The sequence below is a fragment of the Thermoanaerobacter ethanolicus JW 200 genome (genome assembly GCF_003722315.1).
In the GTDB taxonomy this organism is placed as follows: Bacteria; Bacillota; Thermoanaerobacteria; order Thermoanaerobacterales; family Thermoanaerobacteraceae; genus Thermoanaerobacter; species Thermoanaerobacter ethanolicus.
Window position 1 is genome coordinate 2,487,797 of record NZ_CP033580.1, and the last position, 20,881, is coordinate 2,508,677.

Consider the following 20,881-nt stretch of genomic DNA (forward strand, 5'->3'; position numbering starts at 1 on the left):
TTTTCCCCCTTTAACCTAAAACTATTTCCTTACCTTTTTCAGCTGATTCATAGGCACCGTCTATTATTCTCATGAGAATTGCCCCTTCTTCAGCAGAAGCCAGAGGCTCTTTGTCATTTTTTATGCAGTCAACAAAATGTTCAAATTCATTTAAAGGCGACTTTGGATAATTGGTGTCGGGAACTATTTCAATCAATGTCTCAACAATTTCCGAAAATACTTTAAGCTGTCCGTTTTTAAACCATATGCCACCTTTATCACCTAAAATTTCATAGTAATTGTAATCTCCCTCAATGTTGGAAGCCCAGCTGAATTCAAAGTCAATTGTGGCACCATTTTTAAGCCTTACAAAGCCTACTGCCATATCCTCCACATCGTAAATTCCATCCCCGCTTTTTGCATAATTCCAGCTGTTTAAACTGTTGCTATTTGAAAACTTAGAATAAGTAGCTGCTGACACAGATTGCACCTCTGGGTATCCCATGAAATACAAGACTAAGTCTAAAAAATGTACACCTAAATCAATTAATGGACCTCCTCCAGACAATTTCTTATTTGTAAACCATCCGCCCTTTCCAGGAATGCCTCTCCTTCTCCTCCAGCCAGTCTTTACATGGTATATTTCGCCTATATACCCTTCCTCTATATATCTTTTTACAAAGAAAGATTCATTTGTAAACCTATTATTTAATCCTATCATAAACTTCCTTTTGTATTTATTTTTTGATTCAATGACCTCATAAGCTTCCTTTGCATTTAGAGTTATAGGTTTTTCACAATGCACATGAATTCCCTTTTCCATCGCTTTTATAGAAATAGGCGCATGTAAATAATTTGGGGTACACACGCTTATAAGGTCTAGTTTTTCTCTTGCAAACATTTCTTCATAATCTGTATAAACGTGAGGTATATTGTACTTTTCCGCTAATCTTTTTGCAGCCTCTATATCCGGATCAGATATGGCTACAATTTCAACATCTTCTACTTTTGAATAACCATTTAAGTGTTTGTAATCAGCAACTGACCCTGCACCAACACATGCATATTTAAGTTTTCCCATACAAAAGCCTCCATTTACCTGTTAAAATATACTGGTTCTCCTGTTTTCGCAGATGTATAAATAGCCTCTAGTATCTCAGTTACTACAAGAGCTTCTTCTGGTTTTACAACAGGCTCTGTATCGTTTATGATGCAATCAATCCAAGCTTTTGCTTCTAAAAATCCTGGGTCATCTGATTTACCTTCATAGAAATCTACTCCACCTACATCAGTAGAAACTTTAGTTGTATAAAGCCTTCCAAATTTCTCTCCATTTATGCGAAGTCCATCTCTCATGTCAGCTCCGCCTTCTGTTCCACACAAAGTGGTCATAGCCTCGCCAACCTCTAAAGTATTTAAAGCCCAACTGGACTCTAATATAATGGTAGCCCCATTCTCCATTACTATAAATCCAAAAGCTGAATCTTCAACTGTGAACTTTTCAGGGTCCCATGGTCCCCAAGCATTCGCAGCATTTGCCTTTTTGCCTAATTTATAGTAGGCGCTTCCCATTACAACTTTAGGCTTATAGTTATTCATCATCCACAATGTCAAATCAAGGGCATGTGTTCCTATATCGATTAAAGGCCCACCGCCTTGCTCTTCTTCATTCAAGAAAACACCCCATGTAGGTACCGCGCGGCGACGTATAGCATGAGCCTTAGCAAAATATATTTCTCCTAGTTCACCATTTTGACAAACTTTATGTAAATATTGTGAATCTGGTCTAAAGCGATTTTGATACCCTATAGTCAATTTTTTATCTGTTTTCTTATATGCTTCCACCATTCTTCTGGCATCTGCAGCAGTCTTAGCCATAGGTTTCTCACACATTACATGTTTCCCTGCATAAAGAGCATCAACAGTTATGTCTGCATGAGACTTGTTGGGAGTGCAAACATGAACCACATCTATCGTTTTATCTTCAAGAAGTTTTTTGTAATCCGTATATACTTTCGCGTCTTTTGTACCATATTCCTTTGCCGCTTTCTGAGCCCTCTCTTCTATGATGTCACAAAAAGCCACCATTTCAACATTGCCTAGTTTTGCCAAAGAGGGCATGTGTTTGCCAAAAGCAATTCCTCCACAACCTATAATTCCTACTCTAAGTTTTTCTTTTACCATAAAAATTCCTCCCATGATTATATTTAAATTTGTATTTTTAAGACAAAACTTTATTCTTTATTTTACTGTCGACTCTCTTATTATTAACTCATGTTCTAAAAAAATCCTCTGTGGTTCTTCTAATTTGCCACTCATGTGTTTTATCAGTAGTTCCATAGCAACACACCCTAAATCGTATTTTGGCTGTGAAATAGTTGTAAGCATAGGGTCATACATAGAAGCAAAGCTTATATCATCAAAGCCTACAACCGCTATATCCTCAGGGACTTTAAGCCCCTCTTCCTTTATCGCTCTTATAGCTCCAATAGCCATGATGTCAGAAATTGCAAATATAGCAGTAGGCCTTTCTTCCATCACCAAAAGCTGTTTCGCTGCTCTTACTCCGCTTTTAAAGCTGTAATCTCCGTATTTTATAAGCTTTTCGTCAAATTCTATTCCTAAATCTTCAAGAGCTTTTTTATAACCCGCTTCCCTCTGCTTCGTAGATACAAAGTTATTTTCACAGCTTATCATTCCTATTTTTTTATGTCCTAAACTTACCAAGTGCTTCACCGCTTTATAAGCTGCAGAAAAATTGTCTATAGATACATATGAAACGCCAGCTCCTTCTATGTATTCACAGCACTGAACGACAGGATAATTTTGGCCTATCAATGTCAATTCTTCTTTTCCCATCACAGGCGCCATAAAAATAACGCCATCTGCTAATCTGTTTTTTAAAATTTCAAGATATACTTTTTCTCTGTTAATATCAGAATCAGTATTGCAAAGCATTACATTGTAACCATTTTTATGGGCTACATCTTCTATTCCTTTTACAACCCTTGCATAAAAAGGATTTGAGACATTAGGCATCAAAGCCAATATCATTTTCGTTTCAGAACGTCTTAAATTTCTTCCAAGGAGATTTGGATGATAATTTAATTCTTTTATCGCTTTTAATACTCTTTCCTTTGTTTCTTCAGACACCGAGTCACTGCCATTTAAAACTCTTGATACTGTTGCAACAGAGACTCCCGCTCTTTTAGCAACTTCTCTAATATTAGCCATTGTAACCTCCTGTGTAACAGATTACATAATATTTTTCATTGATTTTCAGAGACATAGCTAATAAAATGTGTAACGCATTACATTTACTATTATACCTCTAAATTAAAAAAAATCAATAGCAACAAATAAATTTTCATACTTTTATTTTAAATTTTGTTTTTTTATTTAAAAAAGACTGCCGAAGCAGTCTAACAAAATAAAAAGCATCGAAGTAAAAATACTGTACCTCGATACTATATTTTGCTGTTAAAATATTCTTCTGAAACTTGAAGCTGATTTTTTAAAATCTCTTTCCATAAATATTTTGGAATTTCACCACTTCCCATTGAAACTTTTGTCCGTCTAACATTGCCATTTTTATCACGTTTAACGTAGAAATAATGATCCGTTTGTTTATATAACTCCCAACCGTCTCTTTCACAAAAACGCTTTAATTCTCTCCACGTTGGCATTTTATTAGTTTTTTTACTCCTTCATGACTATCTTGTAATAAGACATTTAAAATATATGGTAAATGTTTTTTACGGTTAGGAGCTGAATACCAATATTGAAAGTCGTTATAAAAATCTTCTGCATATTCAATTAAATCATTTACTAAACGATTTAAAGCTTCTTCTTCGTTTTTTCCATTAGCAACAATATCAATTTCGTTTAATGAAATTGTTACACTCCCATCCTCTTCTTTAAAAATATTTGCTGTAAATGTATATACTTTTAACATTTCTTTTGCCATTTCTAAGTTTGAAACAAAAATATAATCTTTTGTGCGCTTAATAATTTTTGGCTTTTCACGAATGACCGAATTGATAAAATCACTCCATTCATTTCGAGCATCTGTTGCATTCACTGTAAACATTTCATTCATTCCCCCTTTTTCACCTCCATTATATCATATTATGTGCAATATGTACAGTATGTACATATTGCTAAGTTTTTATACAAAACAAATTTATTCCGCCTCTTTGTGAACCGAATTTTCTTTTTCTGTAATGACATATAACCTACCTTGTAAACAATGCTTGACTATGAAATTTACCGCTTGATTCAAAAAGTTGTTGAGGTAATTTCCTCTTACAAAAAGCTCAACCACAGCGGTTGAGCAAAACTATCATTCTAATGTTTTTATCTGCTCTTCAAGAGCTTGTATCTTATTTTTAAGGTATTCTAATTGCTGTAGTGCTTGTTGTTTTTGTTGCATCATCTCTTCTTTTTCACTGCCTTGCTGTCTTAATTCTTCCATCTTATTTTTAACTGTTTCAACTATTTTTTGTTTGCTATTGTCAAAAAACTCCATAGCTTTATTAACAGCATCTTGCATCTCTTCTATGCTCTTTTCTATTGAGGGTTTCATATTTTCTTTTGCTTTTGGGTAGAGCATTAAACTTAAAGCTGCTGCTCCAATCCCCCAGTAAAGCTTTCTGGAGGAAAGAAATTTTAAAATACCCATTTTCTTCTCTCCTCCTCTCTTTTGTTCCATTAATATTTTGCCCTCAATTTTTTATATAATTTAATGTGTTATTTACCAAAAATTATAACTTTTGTTATCGCTTTATATAAATCCTTTGCATTATATTTTTCACTAATTTTAGAAAAATATTGTAAAAATTCTCCTATTGTCTCTTGCCATAAATTTACTATTTCATTCTTTTTAGAGGGGTCTTTTTTATATTCCTTAAAAGACAATTCCATCGCATATTTTAAGGCATCAACTGCCTTTTGAAATTCTTTTTTTATGTCATCCATTATTATTTACCTGGTTACCCAAACTATACAAAACTGTACAGTTCAGATAGCTGGGGTATTTGTAGTCCGCCTTTCAGGCTTTCCCTGCCCCAGCAGGCGGTATTTGGGAAAACCATAGCCCCTGCCCCAAGAAGCAGGAACTCACGCCCTTATGGGTCTCCCCACTTACCCTGAATTAGTAATTCCTTCAGGGTAGAGAAGTCTCTTGGCACTTTCTCAGGGGAGAGTGGTGTTACCACCGCTACCTTGAGAACTTGCCAGAAATTATAGGCACTAAAACTTGTTCCATCCAGAGGTTCTAGCACCCTTCCTGGCTTACTCTCAAGGCTTTGTAAAAATTTTATTGCCTTATCTATTTCCTTTAAATGCTTTTTATTTATATGCTTGTTTCTCACTGTTTTCTTTACATGCTCTTTTAATTCTTCTAATTCATCTACAGTCAATGCATTGAGAAACTTTATATAATTATCTGGTATCTTTTCTTGCAGTCCCAACCCTCTTCTTGCTATTACATAGGCCGCTGCTATATCTTTTGTTATCATATACTGCGGTGCATATTTCAACATCCCTATTATTGAGGTGTAATAAGGATTGACTTCTATTACTTCTATCCCTTCTCTTTTTGCTAGTGTTTTTATTTTTGAAAGAAGTGATTTATAGCTGAAACTATGTTTTATCCTTCTTGATTTTCTCCCTGAAAAGTCTCCTCTTTTGCCTTTGTTTTTTATGTCTAATCCCTCAATTACAATTGCTTTTCCTTTTTCTTTTGCTATTTTTACTATTTCATGAGCATACTGCCATCTGAAATATTCTCTTTTGTCTTTATTTCCACTTGCAAGCTCTGGCATTGGTATACTGCCATAGCTTATTAGATTTCCCTTTTCATCTACTTCTACCCATGATATGTTGTCTGGATATGCGTTTATGTCTATTCCTATTACCCCTTTGTCTTTTGTTATTTTTATTTCTGGATATTCTTCTTCAATAGCAAAATAGGCGTATATATTGCCGTTTTTAAGTTTTAATTCTACAGAGTAGGGTATGTTTGATTCGGCGATTTCCTGAAGGAGTTCTTCTCTGCTTTTATTCTTTTTATAGCCTGCTTTTATTTTGGTATATACATATTTTCTTTCCCCTACATTTATCCTTAAGAAAGTACCATTTTCTTTTACTTCTATTCTTGTGTTGAGATTTCCTTTTTTGCTTTTATCCCCTCTTGAATAGAGATTCCCTTTTCTTCTTTCTTGCCACTTTGTTTTTAGCTTTTGATATTCTTTCCCATTTATATGGCGCTTTTGAAGTTTTCCAAATAAGTCTCTTCCTCCAAAAATGACTTTCTTTGGATTGTTGTCTAATTGTCTAGATGATTCTAATACACCTCTTGCTTTCATTATTGCGTCATCTACATACCTTGAGTTTAAATTGAAAGTTCTCGGAAGGTCTCTTTTTAATGTTTTTCTATCATAACCTTCTAGAAGCCTTTTGTATGCAAATCTCATACAAGAAGACCATCTTCTCATTAAGTCTAATACTATTTGTTTGTCCTGTTGGTTTAGAAAAATGAGTTTAGCCTGTATTACTATCATGTCTTTTGCCATCCCTTTGTCCGTAAATTCTTGCTGCAAAAGATGTTACTATTGCTATTAAGTCCTCTGCTAGCTCTTTATTTATATCTTCTTCGTTTTCTTTCCCATTTAAAACTATAAGCTCCACCCCAAAGCTTTCCATGAAAAATTTGAGATATTCAAAGCCAAATCTCGTTAGTCTATCAGGATATTCTATTACAACTTTTTCAACTTCTCCTCTTTTTATCTTGTTCAAAAGCTTTAATAAGCCTCTTCTATTTTCATTTACTCCACTTGCTATTTCGGATATGACTTCATACTGCCATCCTTGGGAATTAGCGTATTCTTCAAGCCTTCTAATTTGATTCTTAAGATATTCTTCTTGTTTCTTTGTGGACACTCTTGCATACAAAACTACTTTAGGTTTTGGTGTTTCTTCCAGCATACCTAATAACTTCTCTATATCTTCTTTTTTGTACCTTCCTCTTCCTTTTGCTGTTCTAACTGGGGTTATTAATCCTTCCTTTTCCCAGTTTATTAATGTAATTCTGCTTATATCATACAGCTATTTAACCTTTTTTATAGTTAATAACATTCATCATCACCCAATTAAAATTATATCATTTTTTACTACTAATTCCAACTGTTTTGACCTTCAAAAAAGTATAATCTAAAGATAATATATGAAAATTATCACGATAGTGTCACAAAAAATAAAAGGCTTTGTAGCCTTTTTACAGACTGTAGACAAACTTTCGTAAAAGGAGATATTTTGTATCTTTAATTAACTATATTTATACTGTTACCACATTTCCTACACTTATTGCCTTCCAATCCTTTTACATTAACATACCAGTTTTGCCTCTCTACAAGCAAATTACCGCAATAAGGACAATGGGTATTATTATCAAATCCCATTACATTCCCTACATAGACAAAATCTAGATACTTTTTCCCAATTTGATAGGCTTTTTCAAGAATAGAAATAGGAGTAGGAGGATTATTTAGTTTGTAGCGTGGAAAATACCTTGAAAAATGTAAAGGTATATTTTTGTCAATTTGAGAAAGCCATTTTACTAAGTTTTCTATTTCTTCTTCTTTGTCATTTAAATCAGTAACAACTAAATTAGTAACCTCTACATGACAATATTTCGAAACTTCTTCGACGGTCTTTAAAACGGGTTCTAATCTTCCGCCGACAATCTTTTTATAAAAATCTTCTGTAAAGGCTTTTACATCTATGTTCATGGCATCTACATAAGGAAGTATCTTTTTTAATGGTTCTAAATTTATATATCCGTTTGTCACAAGTACAGTTTTTAACCCCTCTTTTTTAGCCTCAATCAATCCATCGTGTACATATTCATACCATATTAAAGGCTCGTTGTAAGTAAAAGCAATCCCTATATTGTCTCTTTGTCTTTTTGCTGCAGCAATCAATTGTTGAGGAGAGATGTAATCTCCCTCCCATTTTTGATGTGCTATTTCCCAATTTTGACAAAACTTACACTTTAAATTGCAGCCATAAGTCCCCACAGAAAATATATATCTGCCTGGATAAAAGTGATAAAGAGGTTTTTTCTCAATTGGGTCCATTGCTACAGAGGTTATAATTCCGTAATTTTCAGTCACTAATGTTCCGTTTATATTTTTTCTCACATTACAGACTCCGTACTTTCCTTCATTTATACGGCAATTGTGAGGACATAATAAACATTCTACAACATTATTCTCTAGTTTTTTATAGAACATAGCCTCTTTTAACATAGTAAAAGATACCATTTCTCCATCAACTTAAATGGAGAAATGGCTTCTCCCTCCTTTTTACCTTACTATTTATGTCTTTCAACTTCAAATTTTTCTATTGTGTAATCCTCATCTGGACTAATTCCAGCTTTTCTCAAGGCAATAGAAATTTGTTCTTCAACGCTGTCTACTCCTTCTAAGTCAGGTAAAAGCAATCCTGAACGATAGCCTTTTCTCACTATTACTCCGTACTTTTTGGGGTTAAGTTCTTGTTTTGATTTAACAGGTTGAGGAGGTGTCAAAACATCCACTGAATACTCAATATCCTTCAGTTCATACTCCTCTACAGGTTCAAAGCGAGGATCTTCAAAACCTGCACTTATGGCATTTTTTATTATTTCTTCTGCTATATTCTTTCTCTGTGGAACTACTGTACCTATACATCCTCTAAGTTCCCCATCTTTGTGAAGAGAAACAAAAACTCCCGCTTTTCTACTATACATCTCCTCCGGTAAGCCCTGTGGTACTGGCATTAGCTTTTTATTTTTCACATAATATTCAAGGCTTTCTCTGGCAAGTTTGACATATGGGTCTTCTTTTTGCCTTATCTCTTCAATCCTTTGTCTTTTTAACCTGTACAACTTTTCTAAAAGGCTTGTTCCTTTATACTGATCTACTTCAAATTGTGCAACACCATATCCTACACCAAAAGGTCCTTCATGAGATAATACTTCCGCTTTAACCTCATAACCATCAAGAGCTCCCAACATAACGCAAACCGATCTAAATCCACACTCTGCGGCTTCTTCTATTAGTCCTTTGTCCATGCCTATTATTTCTTCCACTCTCATTTCGGAAAGCAAATTTAAAAGCTTGTTGTCAAAAATTTCTCCCTTTGGCGTATAACCATTCGGACTATTGGGAGTCAATTTGTGAGATAAATCCCCACTGGCGATAAAAACGACTTTTTTGTTTGATTCCATTATTGCTTTGTTTATTGCAATTCCAAATTCGTAAAGCTGTTCAAAAGGCAAAAAGCCATAGGAAATATGAACTAATTTGAAAGTAGCATAATGTTTTGTCACAAAATACAAAGGTACCATTGTTCCATGGTCAAGTTTTTTTGAAAGGGCGTTTCTTTTGATTAATTCATCATTTATCTCTGCAATAGGTATATCTTTTTTTCTCGATTCTTCTACAATTTTTTCAACAAGTTCTAAATCATTCTCAAATTCGAACCTTACATCTCTTGCACCAAACTGTCCAAGGTCTCCTTCTAAACGAGGAAAAACAGTCACTGCTACAGCATCTCTAAAAACGTATCCATGAGGAGTGACAATTATTATTGTATCAGGCTTTTTTTCTTTTATGTTGATTGAAACAGTATTAAGTGAATCTATCGTCTTTTGAATCTTTTTTTCTTCTCCTCTCCCTACTTCAGGTACGATTATAGGTGGATGAGGCATGAGATAACAAGACAACAAAACTCCCATTTTTTAACACCTCGAAATGTAATTTGTCTTCATATATTGATTATACCACAATAACAAAAGCTTCATCCCAATTAAATTAACATTAGAGTGAAGCTTTTTAAAAATTACATAATAACAGCAATATCAATATCACTTTCACTAGTATAATTGCCTTTCGCATAAGAACCATATAAATAAGCTTTCTCAAATGTTCATTTCTTTTTTGACTAATCCGGCGTATTCTCTAGCAATCTTTTCTACGGTTTTTCTATCAATGAAAGTAACTATTATCTCATCACCTTTACCTTCTCAATGCTTAAAGTGGTAAATTCATATTTTAAACTACCATACCTCATTCCTTATCTTTCTTTATATACTTCCTAATTACTCCCTCAAAAATAATATCTATTACATAGGCTGAAACACTTGCTAATATTATAAAGAACAATATTGGCATAATGTTTGCGAGAATCAAAGCAGTTAACAACGTCAAAATTATAAGTATTGTTTGGGGTAAATGTCCAAGACCTAATAAAAAAGAGGTTTTCCATAAGCCAAAAAGTTTTCCCTCATAATATTGGATTGTTAAAAAAGTGTATATCAATGTGATTAAAAACATGAGTCCCATTGACAATAACAAACCAGCAAGAATGTATGCAAAAGCTGTGTTTTGTTGTATAAAAAATCTCACGTCTACGTAAAGTATTAAAATAACAGCAACGGTAATCACAAAGTTTATAAGCATCCACCAAAAGTGTTTTTTAAAGGCTTTCCAAAATTCTTTCCAGACTCCTTCTCCTTCGTCTTTTCTTAAAAAATGTACAGAACGAAAAAGAGCTTCTGTGGATTGGAAAATTGTCACAACAGGAAGTGAAAATACAATCCACAGAAGATTTAATATCATTAAATCGCTTATGAAATAGGCTATGTCGTAAAGCTTTGAATCTCTCATTGCATTTCACCTTTACATTTATTTTAACAATTTCTTTTGTATTTTACCAGCTGCATTCTTGGGAAGTTCGGGTACAAACTCAAAAATCTTTGGAATTTTATAAGATGCCAATTTATACTTTAAAAAGTTTTGAAGATCTTTTTTGTCAGCTTTCGCTCCTTCCTTTAGCACCACAAAAGCTTTGACTTCTTCTCCTTTCAATGTATCACCCACTCCTATCACAGCAGCTTCTAAAACATCTGGATGTTCTAACAAGGCATCTTCTACTTCCCTCGGATATACATTAAACCCACCTAATATTATCATGTCTTTTAGTCTGTCTACAATGTAAAAATATCCGTCTTCATCTTTTTTGGCAAGGTCGCCCGTGTGGAGCCAACCACCTCTTAAAGTCTGGGCAGTTTCTTCTGGCATGTTGTGATAGCCAACCATTATATTAGGTCCTCTTAAAACAAGCTCCCCTACTTCTCCCACAGGAAGTTCATTGTCATTTTCGTCCACTATCTTTGCTTCAACACAAGGAAGTGGCAATCCCACAGACCCTGGCTTTCTTATTGCATCAGGCTCTAAAGGATTTAAAAGTGCAACAGGAGCTGCCTCACTTAAACCATAGCCTTCTACAAGAGGAAAATTGAATTTTTCCTCAAATCCTCTTTGTATCTCAGGGGCTAATGGAGCTCCACCTGATATAGCTAACCTTAAAGCTTTAAATTGTCCCTTTTCTGCCATTCTCATAAGGACTGCAAACATCGAAGGCACTCCGCAAAATACAGTTACATCTTCTTTTGTCAGTGTCTCCAATGTGTCTTTTGGCATAAAACTTTCTTTTATTGTAATAGCAGAACCTAAATAAAATCCAAGAAGTATGTTGACTGTCCAAGAAAAGCTGTGAAACAAAGGCAATACACACAAAAAGTTATCCTCTGGTCCTAAGTCAGATACATCGTCTAATGCTTTTACATCAGCAATGAAGTTATTGTGAGTAAGCATTGCACCTTTAGGTTTCCCTGTCGTTCCAGAGGTATATATATACGTACATACTTCGTCTGGTTCTATTTCAACATGTTGAGAAGGACCCATTTTTAAAATTGCATTAATTGTATTTTCATCTAAAACGACCACATTTTTAAGATTCAATCTTCCTAATTGAGATTTATCAACTTTTTGTGCTATTACAGGATGAACTACCAAAGTATTAGCTCCTGATTCCATGATTATATAAGCTATTTCTTCAAGAGTAAGCATCATGTTAAGTGGTACAACAATTGCTCCTGCTTTAGATGCTCCCATAAAAGAAAAAATATATTCAGGGCAATTGGGAAAACTCAATGCTACTCTATCACCTTTTTTTACACCTATTGATTGAAAGAAAGAAGCGTACTTATCTATGAGAGAGTCAACTTCTCCGTAACTATAGATTCTATCTTTAAACTTTATTGCAACATGATCGTCAGGCACTTTTGCGTTTTTGTGAAGTTCATGAATTTTCATAATTATCCTCCTTTAACTTAATATGGCAGCACCGATGATCCCTGCATCATTTCCAAGCTCTGCTTTTCTTATGTCAGCATACGGTAAGTCTTTGAATAAAATATTCTCTGCCACTTCTTTTTTAAGAGGTTTTATGAGAAAATCCCCTGCATTTGCAACTCCGCCACCCAATATTATCACTTCAGGGTCAAACATGTTTATCACATTTACAATCCCAATAGCTAAGTATTTGACGTAGTCATTGAAAATTCGCATTGCTTGCTCATCGTACTGCTTCGCCGCGTCAATTACATTTTTAGCCGTTATGCTGTTTATATCTCCATTTGCAAATTTTAAAATAAGAGAATTGGGATTCTTCTCTACTGCCTTTTTCCCTTCTCTTATTAAAGCAGTTGCTGAAGCATATGTCTCTAAACATCCAATTTTACCACAGTTACATCTTATACCATTGTCTCCTATCACTATGTGTCCAAGCTCAGGTGCAAAATGATGTGCACCATTGTATATTTTACCATCAAGGATAAAACCAGAACCTACTCCTGTTCCTAAGGTAATTGTCACTGAGGACTTAGAACCTTTGCCAGCCCCATATGCTGCTTCTGCCAAAGCTGCTACATTAGCATCATTGTCCATATATATTGGCAAATCAATGTATTTTCTTATTTCTTTTGCAAGAGGAACTTTTGTCCAAAAGAGATTCACCGCTCGTATTACTATGCCTCTTTCGCTATCTGCTACACCCGGGACTCCTATTCCCATTGACTTAATATCACTTCCACTTAGATTACTCCTCTTAATAAGTTCTATAGCTATATCCGCTATGTCTTTGGCAACTGCTTCATAACCCCTTTCCGGTTTTGTCGGCCTGCTACCTGTAGCTACTATACGTCCCTCTTCATCCACCAATCCAACAGCAATATTAGTGCCTCCAAGGTCAACACCAATTCTCATTCTTCCTCTCCTCCAATTTTCCGTTTTTTCTCTTTAAGATATTCTTTTATTTTTCCAGCATCAGTATTAAGCACTAAATCCTCAGTTATACCGGCATTTTTAATAACTTTGAGAGCTTCCTCAAACCTTCCTACATCAAAGCTTACATGGGCATCGCTTCCTACAGCAATTTTTACTCCCATTTCTTTCGCTTTTTTAGCAATGAGAAAACAATTTTCTTCACTGCCCTTTCTTGAACTTACAAAGGAGCTGTTGTTTATTTCAATAAATTTGCCATATTCTTTAGCAGCCATTAAAACTTTTTCAATATCTATTGGATAGATGGGATTCCCAGGATGTCCTATTATATCTACATAAGGGTTTTTTATAGCATTTATAATAGCTTTTGTGTTTCTTTCTATATCGTCACTTGGTTCAAAACACACGTCATGCAAACTGGCAATCACTATATCTAGTTTTTTAAGTATTCCTTCTGGTAAGTCCAAATTTCCTTCTTCATCCATTATATTAGCTTCCACCCCTTTTAATATCTCCACCCCCTCTATTTTTTCAGGTAACACTTTTAAATTTCCAAAATACCAAAGGTGAGCAGCTCCTGGCATTTTAGGCCCGTGGTCTGTCATACATATAAGTTGAAGCCCTTTTTTATAAGCCTCTCTTGCGTTTTCTGTAATAGTGCTGTAAGCGTGACCGCTGGAAATTGTGTGAGTATGAGTGTCCAAAACTAACTTCAACTTTATCCTCTCCTTTTAATTCCCTATTTGTTTTAATAATTTTTTGTTAAGCTCATGGGCAGCGTTGTACCCCATCTGTTTTTGCCTGTGGTTCATCGCCGCTACTTCTACTATTATCGCGAGATTTCTTCCTGGCCTTACAGGTATAGTAAGCTTTGGAACTTTGACATCTAAAAATTTAATATATTCATCTTCTAATCCTAATCTGTCATAATATTTATCTTCATCCCATTCCTCCAATTGAATGACTAAATCTATGCTCATTGTATTTCTAACAGACCCTACACCATACAATGTCTTTATGTCAAGTATGCCAATACCCCTTATCTCAATAAAATGCCTTATTATCTCCGGTGAACTCCCTTGAAGCTTGTCCTCACTTATCTTGCTAATCTCCACTGCATCATCAGCAACTAACCTGTGTCCCCTTTTGATTAGCTCTAATGCTGTTTCACTTTTACCTATGCCACTTTCTCCTAATAAAAGAACACCTATACCATACACATCTACAAGGTCTCCGTGAATAGTAATTTGTGGTGCTAACTTTTCATCAAGGTAATTAATTAATCTATTTATAAACTTGGTAGAAGCTTCTTTTGTCCTCAAAAGATATCTATCGTACTTTTGCGCAGCATCTATAAGCTCTTGACGAATATTTAAATCTCTCGTTACAATAAGACAGGGAATAGGGTAATTAAAAAATCTGTCTGCTCTTTCAGCTAATACGCCATCTGGCAGCTGTTCTATAAAAGTTGTCTCGACTTTTCCTATTATTTGCACTCTTTCATAAGCAAAATGCTCATAAAAGCCGGAAAATTGTAAGCCCGGCCTATTTACATCACTTGTAGTTATATCTATTTTATTATTTTTGGCTTCAACAATGACTTCTAAATTCAAATCCTTTATCAAAGTTTCAACAGGAATCTTATCCACTTTTTCACCTCCAGCCAGCAACAAAACGCTGCATTTAATTCAATTATATTATTTAATGTAAAATAAGTAAATAGACAAAACCTTTTCTTCTTGGAAGATGTAAATTATAATATGTTTATAGCCATATAAACTTTTGAGGTGAAAAAATGTTAAGGCAAAGACTTCTTAGACTTTTAAAAGAAAACAAAGGGGAATATATCTCTGGGCAAAAACTTTCTGAACAACTCAACGTTTCAAGAACTGCTATATGGAAACATATAAATGAATTAAAAAATGAAGGATACCAAATAGAAGCCCATCGCAAAATGGGGTATATATTGCTTTCTGAACCTGATTTGTTAACTTATGAAGAAGTATCACCTTATCTCTCTACAAATTTCTTGGGAAAATATTACATGCATAAATTAGTTATTGATTCCACAAACAACTTTGCCAAAGAAATCGCATCAAACGTTCCTGATGGTACAGTAATTATTGCCGAAGAGCAGACAGCAGGAAGAGGACGATTAGGAAGAAGTTGGATATCTCAAAAAGGCTGTGGCATCTGGATGTCTATCATTTTAAAACCAAATATACAGCCGAAAGAGGCAATTAATCTCACACAATTAGCGGCAATTTCTGTAGTTAAAGCTATTGAAGAAGTATTTCACGTAGAAAGCAAAATAAAATGGCCAAATGATATAATACTAAACAATAAAAAAGTGTGTGGAATATTGACAGAGATGAGTTCAGAAATTGACAAAATAAACTATGTGATAATAGGAATTGGAGTCAATGTAAATTGTGACAATTTCCCTGAAGAATTAAAAGGCAAAGCCACTTCCTTGTACTTAGAAACCAACTCTAAAGTTGATAGGAAAAAACTTACCGCCAGCATTTTGAATAACCTGGAATTTTATTATAATGCATATCTACAAAAAGGCTTTGAATACATAAGGCCTATATGCATTGAAAAATCCATAACAATAGGAAGGCAGATAAAAGTCATTGCCAATGAGGGTGAAATTGAAGGAAAAGCTGTCACTATTGACAATAATGGAAGTTTGGTAGTAGAGACTAAAGAGGGCAAAAGACTTAGTATTATGTCAGGAGATGTGTCTGTAAGGGGGTTACTGGATTATGTTTAAGCGTCAAGACAAAATCTTGACGCTTTTTATTTCCTAAAATATTCATATACAGCTTGAGCAGCTTTTTCATTCATTCCTTCCACTTTTTTAAGGTCCTCCACACTTGCCCTTTTTATTTCTTCTATAGACTTGAAGGCATCATATAAGGCTTTTGCTCTTTTTTCACCTATGCCGGGGATATTGAGAAGTTCGCTTTTAAATCTTTTGCTTTGCTTTTCTTTGTGGAAAGTTATAGCAAACCTATGAGCCTCTTCTTGTATTTGAGCAACCAGGCGAAAAGCTTTTGTAGTCATAGGTATGTCAATTTCACCTTGAGGTGATACAAGACCTCGAGTCCTGTGTTTTGAATCTTTTACCATACCATAAACAGGAATAAAAATGCCAAAGCCACTTAACACCTGCATTACAGCATTTACATGCCCTATGCCACCATCTACAAATATTAAATCTGGCATTTCAGCAAATTTTGCCTTATCCTCTTTAAGTTCACCTTTTTCAATAAGCTCTTTTTCTTGAATACCGTGCAAAAAACGCCTTTCTATTACCTCTCTCATACTCTCATAATCGTCTTGTCCCTCTACATATTTTATGTTAAACTTCCTGTACTGACTTTTCTTTGGCTTTCCATCTACAAACACCACCATAGACCCTACATTGTCTTGACCTCTTGTGTTTGAAATATCATAGGCTTCAATTCTCTTAGCGTAATCAAGCCCCACTAAATTAGAAAGTTCTAATACAGCCTGGTCTTTTGAAATTTCCTCTCTTATTGATATGTCATTCTTAAGGGCTTCTAAAGCATTTTGATAAACCATATCCACCAGTTCTTTTTTCTTACCTCTTACAGGAATTGTTATAAAAACTTTGTTGCCTCTCTTTTGTGATAACCATTCACTGAGAAGCTCTCTTTCGTCTAATTCCACATCAGTTATTATTTCTTTGGGAATGTAAGGAGCACCTTCATAAAATTGCTTTATAAAGGAAGAGATTATTTCTCCTCTTTCCATTCCCTCAGTATTTTTCATATAATAATGTTCTCTGCCACTTAGTTTTCCGTGTCGCACAAAAAATACCTGTATACAGGAAATATCCACACTTCGAGCCATTGAAATTATATCCTGTTCATCTTCTCCTACTGATACCACTTTTTGTTTTTCTGATGTCCTTTCAATAGCAAAAATCTGGTCTCTAATCCTCGCCGCTTCCTCGAACCTCAATTCTTCCGCCGCTTTTTGCATGTCTTCTTTAAGTTTTTGTATGAGCCAATCCCTCTTTCCATCAAGAAAGAGAACTGCCTGATCAACTAATTTTCTATAATCTTCTTTATTTATTTTGTTAGTGCAAGGAGCAGAACACAATCCTATGTGGTAATAGAGACATTCTCTAACTTTACCAATGTCCTTTTCAATATTTCTGTTACATGTCCTTACTGGAAACATTTTTCTGACAAGTTTTATAGTCTCCCTCACTGCAAAGGCACTGCTATAAGGGCCAAAATATTTAGCCCCATCTGGCTCAATTCTTCTTGTAAACATTATGCGGGGATACTCTTCATTTACTGTAACTTTAATATAGGGGTAATTTTTGTCATCTTTTAATAATATATTATACTTAGGCTTATACTTTTTAATTAAGTTACATTCCAACATTAAAGCTTCAAGTTCAGTATCAGTAACAATGTACTCAAAGTCTTCCACATGAGAAAGCATTACTTTTACTTTTGGCAATTGATTTTCTTTGTTTTGAAAATACTGCCTCACTCTGTTTTTGAGAACTACCGCTTTACCCACATAAATTATTTTGCCACTTTTGTCTTTCATTATATAAACACCAGGTTTTTCAGGCAAAAGTTTTAATTTCTCTTCTATGTTCATTGTCCATCACCTTAGAATTTCATTTAGTTAAATAAGATCTTATTATATCTCTTGCTATAGGTGCTGCTACTTTCCCACCTTCACCACCATTTTCAACTATTACACTTACGACAATTTGTGGATTTTCGGCAGGTGCAAAACCTACAAACCACGCATGGGGAGCACCGTGAGGATTTTCTGCAGTCCCAGTTTTGCCTGCAACTGTAATACCAGGAATTTGTGCAGCTTTACCTGTCCCCTCTTTATCGTTAACTGCGCCTATCATCAATTGTTTAATAGTATCTGCCACTTTTTTTGATATAGGATTCAAATACTGCGAAGGAGTGCTCTTTTCAATGACTGTACCTGAAATAGGATCTGCCACGTATCTCATCAAATAGGGTTTCATTATAACCCCATCATTTGCAACGGCAGAAGCAACCAATGCCATTGTAAGAGGTGTTACAAGGATTTTACCCTGTCCTATAGAAGTTTCTGCTAAAGCAACTTTCCCTTCAATAGGAGGAAAATAATTTTTTGCTGTATCTATTTCTAAAGGAACTCTCTTATCCAACCCAAAATTATATGCCATTGACTGTAAATTTTCACTGCCTAAATCTAAACCTATCTGTATAAAAAAGGAATTGCAAGACCTATAAAAAGCTTGTTTAAAATCCTCTATTCCATGAGCAATGCCTCCAAAATCATTTATCCTGTTGCCATCCACAATTATATATCCTTTGCAATCAAAAGTCTTGTTATATAACTCAGGTTCATATGTCAAAACTGCTGCAGTAGTTACAATTTTAAAGACAGAACCAGGGGGATACAAACCTTGTGTAGCTCTATTTAAAACCACGTTATCTGGGCTTGTCATTATTTCTTTCCAATTCTCCCCTAAAGTATTAGGGTCATAAGAAGGGGTAGAGACCATGGCTAAGATTTCCCCTGTTTTAGGATTTAAAGCCACCACTGCTCCTTTTTTTCCTTCCATCTCTTTATAAGCAAGGTCTTGAAGAGTTTTATCTATTGTCAAATATACATCATCTCCTACCTGTCCTTTTGCTAAAACCAATTTTCTTAGAATAGTCATCGGGTCATTTCCTACCATCCCAAGTAATTCTTTGTCATAAGCTTTCTCTATTCCCGCATTCCCTTGTTGATATATTCTGCGACTATACCCTATTACTTGCGCAAAAGCAGGCCCATCTAGGTATTCTCTCTTTTGTGAACCATCTACAAACACGCTTTTTGCAAGTACAGTCCCATTTCTGTCCAAAATACTACCTCGCAATATCTTTTTTTCTTGTTCTATAAGTCTTCGATTGTAAACACTATAAGAACTAGTAATTAATTTATCTCTTTCATATATTTGGAAATAAGTTAAATAGGCAATTAGTCCGAAAAAAAGTACAGAAAAAAACCAAAACAAAATTTTAATATTGCGATTTAAGTTGGACATCCTGTTGCTCCTCCTTAAGAGCTATGCCATTGAGCATGCCCAATGTCACAAAACTCGTCACCATAGAACTACCACCATAACTTACAAAGGGAAGGGTTACCCCTGTCAGAGGTATGAATTTTATGACACCACCAATTATAGTAAAAACTTGTAAACTAAACATTGAAATAAGGCCTGCAGCTACTAATACACCAAACTCGTCTTTAGCATTTAGTGCTACTTTAATCCCTCTATACATTATAACAAAATACACAAGAATTATGGCTATAGCACCTAAAAGTCCAAATTCTTCACTAATAGCAGAAAATATGAAGTCAGTTGCCACAACCGGTATATACTCTGGATGCCCCATACCGAGCCCTGTGCCAAAAAAGCCTCCTGCAGCAATGGCGAAAAGGGATTGTACAATTTGATATGTCTTCCCCGGTACATCCATCCAAGGATTCAACCATGCCTCAATTCTTACTCTTACGTGCCAAAACAAAAAGTAGGATATTATGCCTCCTAAAACAAATAGCCCAATCCCTACTGCTGTGTACAATAGATTAGAAGTAGAGACAAAAATTAATAATACTGTAGTAGCATAAAATAAAAACGCCATCCCTAAGTCTTTTTCTAATACAAATATTCCTACAATTGCAAGAGTTATTAATCCTAAAATAATTATGTCTTTTGTTTCTCTCCTGGTGCACAAATATTTTGCCAAAAAAATTATATATATTATCTTAGCAAGTTCAGCTGGCTGAACATATATGCCGTCAAAAGTAAGCCAGTTTTTAGCACCACCTATCTCTCTTCCAAAAATTAATGTTGAGCCCAGTAGTGCTATTGTAAGTGCAATGTAAATAGCTTCCCCATATTTGAGTTTATAAAGTAAATCGTAGTATTTTGAAATATATGAGGAAATGAAGTAAAGTAAAAATCCTATTGCAATCCAAACAATCTGTTTTATGAGCAAATCTGGTGCAACTCTATATATCATTATAAGCCCCATTTCTGTCAAAAAAGAAGTTAAAATGATAAATTGGATCTCACCCAAAGGAAACAATCTTACATGCAAATAATATACAATATATATCAATATCGGAAAAGCTAAGGTAAAGTATATAGTGTCAAAGCCTTTGGGCTTATTGTGTATAAAAAGCAATGCAAAAGCTATCACAAATATCCAAAAAACATTTTTCATAGCTTTAGATCCAGTTTTTATATATTCTTCCATAAGATTTCACCCTATAAAATAAATTTGAGTTCAACATCTCCTAAAGTAATTACATCATTATTTGTTATTTTGGCAATTCTTTTTATTCTCTTACCATTTACAAAAGTGCCATTTGTACTGTTTAAATCTTGTATATAAAACCTTTTGCCCCTCTTTCGTATGATAGCATGCCGTGCAGACACATAAGGGCTTTCAATTACTATATCGCATTCCTCCGACCTTCCTATAGTAGTAACTTCAAAAAGATTAAAAGTCCTTTCTCCATTTAAAAAAGAAAGTTTTGCAGAGGTTATTTGCCTCTCATATCTTGCCCCTTTTATGTCCATATACACTATTTTAAAAACCCTGTATAAAAACAGGTAGATGAGAAAAATAAGGACATATTTTAATATCTGAGAAGCTATGGCATAATACATAAAT

The 20,881-nt window shown here is 34.5% G+C and carries 21 protein-coding genes and 1 pseudogene; 1 reads left to right on the forward strand and 21 read right to left on the reverse strand.

From position 1 onward, the window contains the following. Positions 1-10: 10 nt before the first annotated feature. The 17 genes and pseudogenes from EB239_RS12455 to hprK all read right to left on the reverse strand — a co-directional run bounded on the left by EB239_RS12455 (position 11) and on the right by hprK (position 14,800). Positions 11-1,060 carry a Gfo/Idh/MocA family protein gene (locus tag EB239_RS12455; protein ID WP_003869401.1) on the reverse strand — a complete coding sequence of 350 codons (1,050 nt, stop codon included), beginning with the start codon at positions 1,058-1,060 and terminating at the stop codon, positions 11-13. A gap of 14 nt (positions 1,061-1,074) precedes the next feature. After that, positions 1,075-2,163, reverse strand: a complete 1,089-nt coding sequence (locus EB239_RS12460) for a Gfo/Idh/MocA family protein (protein WP_003869402.1) — start codon at positions 2,161-2,163, stop codon at positions 1,075-1,077. A gap of 57 nt (positions 2,164-2,220) precedes the next feature. After that, a complete protein-coding gene (locus EB239_RS12465; protein ID WP_003869403.1) occupies positions 2,221-3,213 on the reverse strand; it encodes a LacI family DNA-binding transcriptional regulator in 993 nt (330 codons plus the stop codon). A gap of 233 nt (positions 3,214-3,446) precedes the next feature. Continuing rightward, positions 3,447-3,665, reverse strand: coding sequence for a type II toxin-antitoxin system HicA family toxin (locus EB239_RS12470; RefSeq protein WP_003869404.1), 219 nt, complete (start codon positions 3,663-3,665; stop codon positions 3,447-3,449). Next, positions 3,644-4,069, reverse strand: a complete 426-nt coding sequence (locus tag EB239_RS12475) for a hypothetical protein (protein WP_003869405.1) — start codon at positions 4,067-4,069, stop codon at positions 3,644-3,646. The genes EB239_RS12470 and EB239_RS12475 overlap by 22 nt, the downstream gene beginning before the upstream one ends. 252 nt (positions 4,070-4,321) lie before the next feature. Then, positions 4,322-4,660 (reverse strand): hypothetical protein, encoded by a 339-nt coding sequence (locus EB239_RS12480; protein ID WP_003869406.1) that lies wholly within the window; start codon positions 4,658-4,660, stop codon positions 4,322-4,324. A gap of 68 nt (positions 4,661-4,728) precedes the next feature. Continuing rightward, a complete protein-coding gene (locus tag EB239_RS12485; RefSeq protein ID WP_003869407.1) occupies positions 4,729-4,956 on the reverse strand; it encodes a hypothetical protein in 228 nt (75 codons plus the stop codon). A 149-nt stretch (positions 4,957-5,105) separates the two neighbouring features. Continuing rightward, on the reverse strand, positions 5,106-6,542 hold the full coding sequence (locus EB239_RS12490; protein WP_042835408.1) for an IS200/IS605 family accessory protein TnpB-related protein: 1,437 nt from the start codon (positions 6,540-6,542) through the stop codon (positions 5,106-5,108). Next, positions 6,523-7,086: an IS607 family transposase gene (locus EB239_RS12495; protein ID WP_318261470.1), complete on the reverse strand. Its 564-nt coding sequence runs from the start codon at positions 7,084-7,086 to the stop codon at positions 6,523-6,525. Before EB239_RS12495 ends, EB239_RS12490 begins: the two co-directional genes overlap by 20 nt. Positions 7,087-7,301: 215 nt before the next feature. Further along, positions 7,302-8,303, reverse strand: coding sequence for an AmmeMemoRadiSam system radical SAM enzyme (amrS, locus tag EB239_RS12500; RefSeq protein ID WP_003869410.1), 1,002 nt, complete (start codon positions 8,301-8,303; stop codon positions 7,302-7,304). Positions 8,304-8,353: 50 nt separating this feature from the next. After that, positions 8,354-9,760: an AmmeMemoRadiSam system protein A gene (amrA, locus tag EB239_RS12505; RefSeq protein WP_003869411.1), complete on the reverse strand. Its 1,407-nt coding sequence runs from the start codon at positions 9,758-9,760 to the stop codon at positions 8,354-8,356. 104 nt (positions 9,761-9,864) lie between these two features. Continuing rightward, positions 9,865-9,912, reverse strand: a pseudogene (locus tag EB239_RS15135) (nucleotidyltransferase domain-containing protein); the annotation flags it as partial. A 179-nt stretch (positions 9,913-10,091) separates the two neighbouring features. Then, positions 10,092-10,691 (reverse strand): YesL family protein, encoded by a 600-nt coding sequence (locus EB239_RS12515; RefSeq protein ID WP_003869412.1) that lies wholly within the window; start codon positions 10,689-10,691, stop codon positions 10,092-10,094. An 18-nt stretch (positions 10,692-10,709) separates the two neighbouring features. Beyond that, on the reverse strand, positions 10,710-12,182 hold the full coding sequence (locus EB239_RS12520) for a long-chain-fatty-acid--CoA ligase (RefSeq protein WP_003869413.1): 1,473 nt from the start codon (positions 12,180-12,182) through the stop codon (positions 10,710-10,712). Between the two features lie 12 nt (positions 12,183-12,194). Then, positions 12,195-13,133 carry an ROK family protein gene (locus EB239_RS12525; RefSeq protein ID WP_003869414.1) on the reverse strand — a complete coding sequence of 313 codons (939 nt, stop codon included), beginning with the start codon at positions 13,131-13,133 and terminating at the stop codon, positions 12,195-12,197. Continuing rightward, entirely contained in the window at positions 13,130-13,867 is a 738-nt protein-coding gene (locus EB239_RS12530; protein ID WP_003869415.1) for a phosphatase, read from the reverse strand. Before EB239_RS12530 ends, EB239_RS12525 begins: the two co-directional genes overlap by 4 nt. A gap of 15 nt (positions 13,868-13,882) precedes the next feature. Then, positions 13,883-14,800 carry an HPr(Ser) kinase/phosphatase gene (gene hprK / locus EB239_RS12535; protein WP_003869416.1) on the reverse strand — a complete coding sequence of 306 codons (918 nt, stop codon included), beginning with the start codon at positions 14,798-14,800 and terminating at the stop codon, positions 13,883-13,885. 146 nt (positions 14,801-14,946) lie between these two features. Here hprK and EB239_RS12540 point away from each other — a divergent pair, with 146 nt between their 5' ends. Beyond that, positions 14,947-15,927, forward strand: coding sequence for a biotin--[acetyl-CoA-carboxylase] ligase (locus EB239_RS12540; protein ID WP_003869417.1), 981 nt, complete (start codon positions 14,947-14,949; stop codon positions 15,925-15,927). Positions 15,928-15,953: 26 nt separating this feature from the next. Here the strand turns inward: EB239_RS12540 and uvrC are convergent, their stop codons facing one another. Genes uvrC through EB239_RS12560 form a run of 4 tightly spaced genes read right to left on the reverse strand, consistent with a single transcriptional unit; the run spans position 15,954 to position 20,877 of the window. Continuing rightward, positions 15,954-17,801 carry an excinuclease ABC subunit UvrC gene (gene uvrC, locus EB239_RS12545; protein WP_003869418.1) on the reverse strand — a complete coding sequence of 616 codons (1,848 nt, stop codon included), beginning with the start codon at positions 17,799-17,801 and terminating at the stop codon, positions 15,954-15,956. Positions 17,802-17,820: 19 nt separating this feature from the next. Next, positions 17,821-19,242, reverse strand: coding sequence for a peptidoglycan D,D-transpeptidase FtsI family protein (locus EB239_RS12550; RefSeq protein WP_003869419.1), 1,422 nt, complete (start codon positions 19,240-19,242; stop codon positions 17,821-17,823). Then, complete coding sequence (locus EB239_RS12555) at positions 19,217-20,461, reverse strand: FtsW/RodA/SpoVE family cell cycle protein (protein ID WP_003869420.1); 1,245 nt, start codon at positions 20,459-20,461, stop codon at positions 19,217-19,219. Before EB239_RS12555 ends, EB239_RS12550 begins: the two co-directional genes overlap by 26 nt. An 11-nt stretch (positions 20,462-20,472) precedes the next feature. Continuing rightward, positions 20,473-20,877: an FHA domain-containing protein gene (locus EB239_RS12560; RefSeq protein ID WP_003869421.1), complete on the reverse strand. Its 405-nt coding sequence runs from the start codon at positions 20,875-20,877 to the stop codon at positions 20,473-20,475. Between the last annotated feature and the right edge of the window lie 4 nt (positions 20,878-20,881).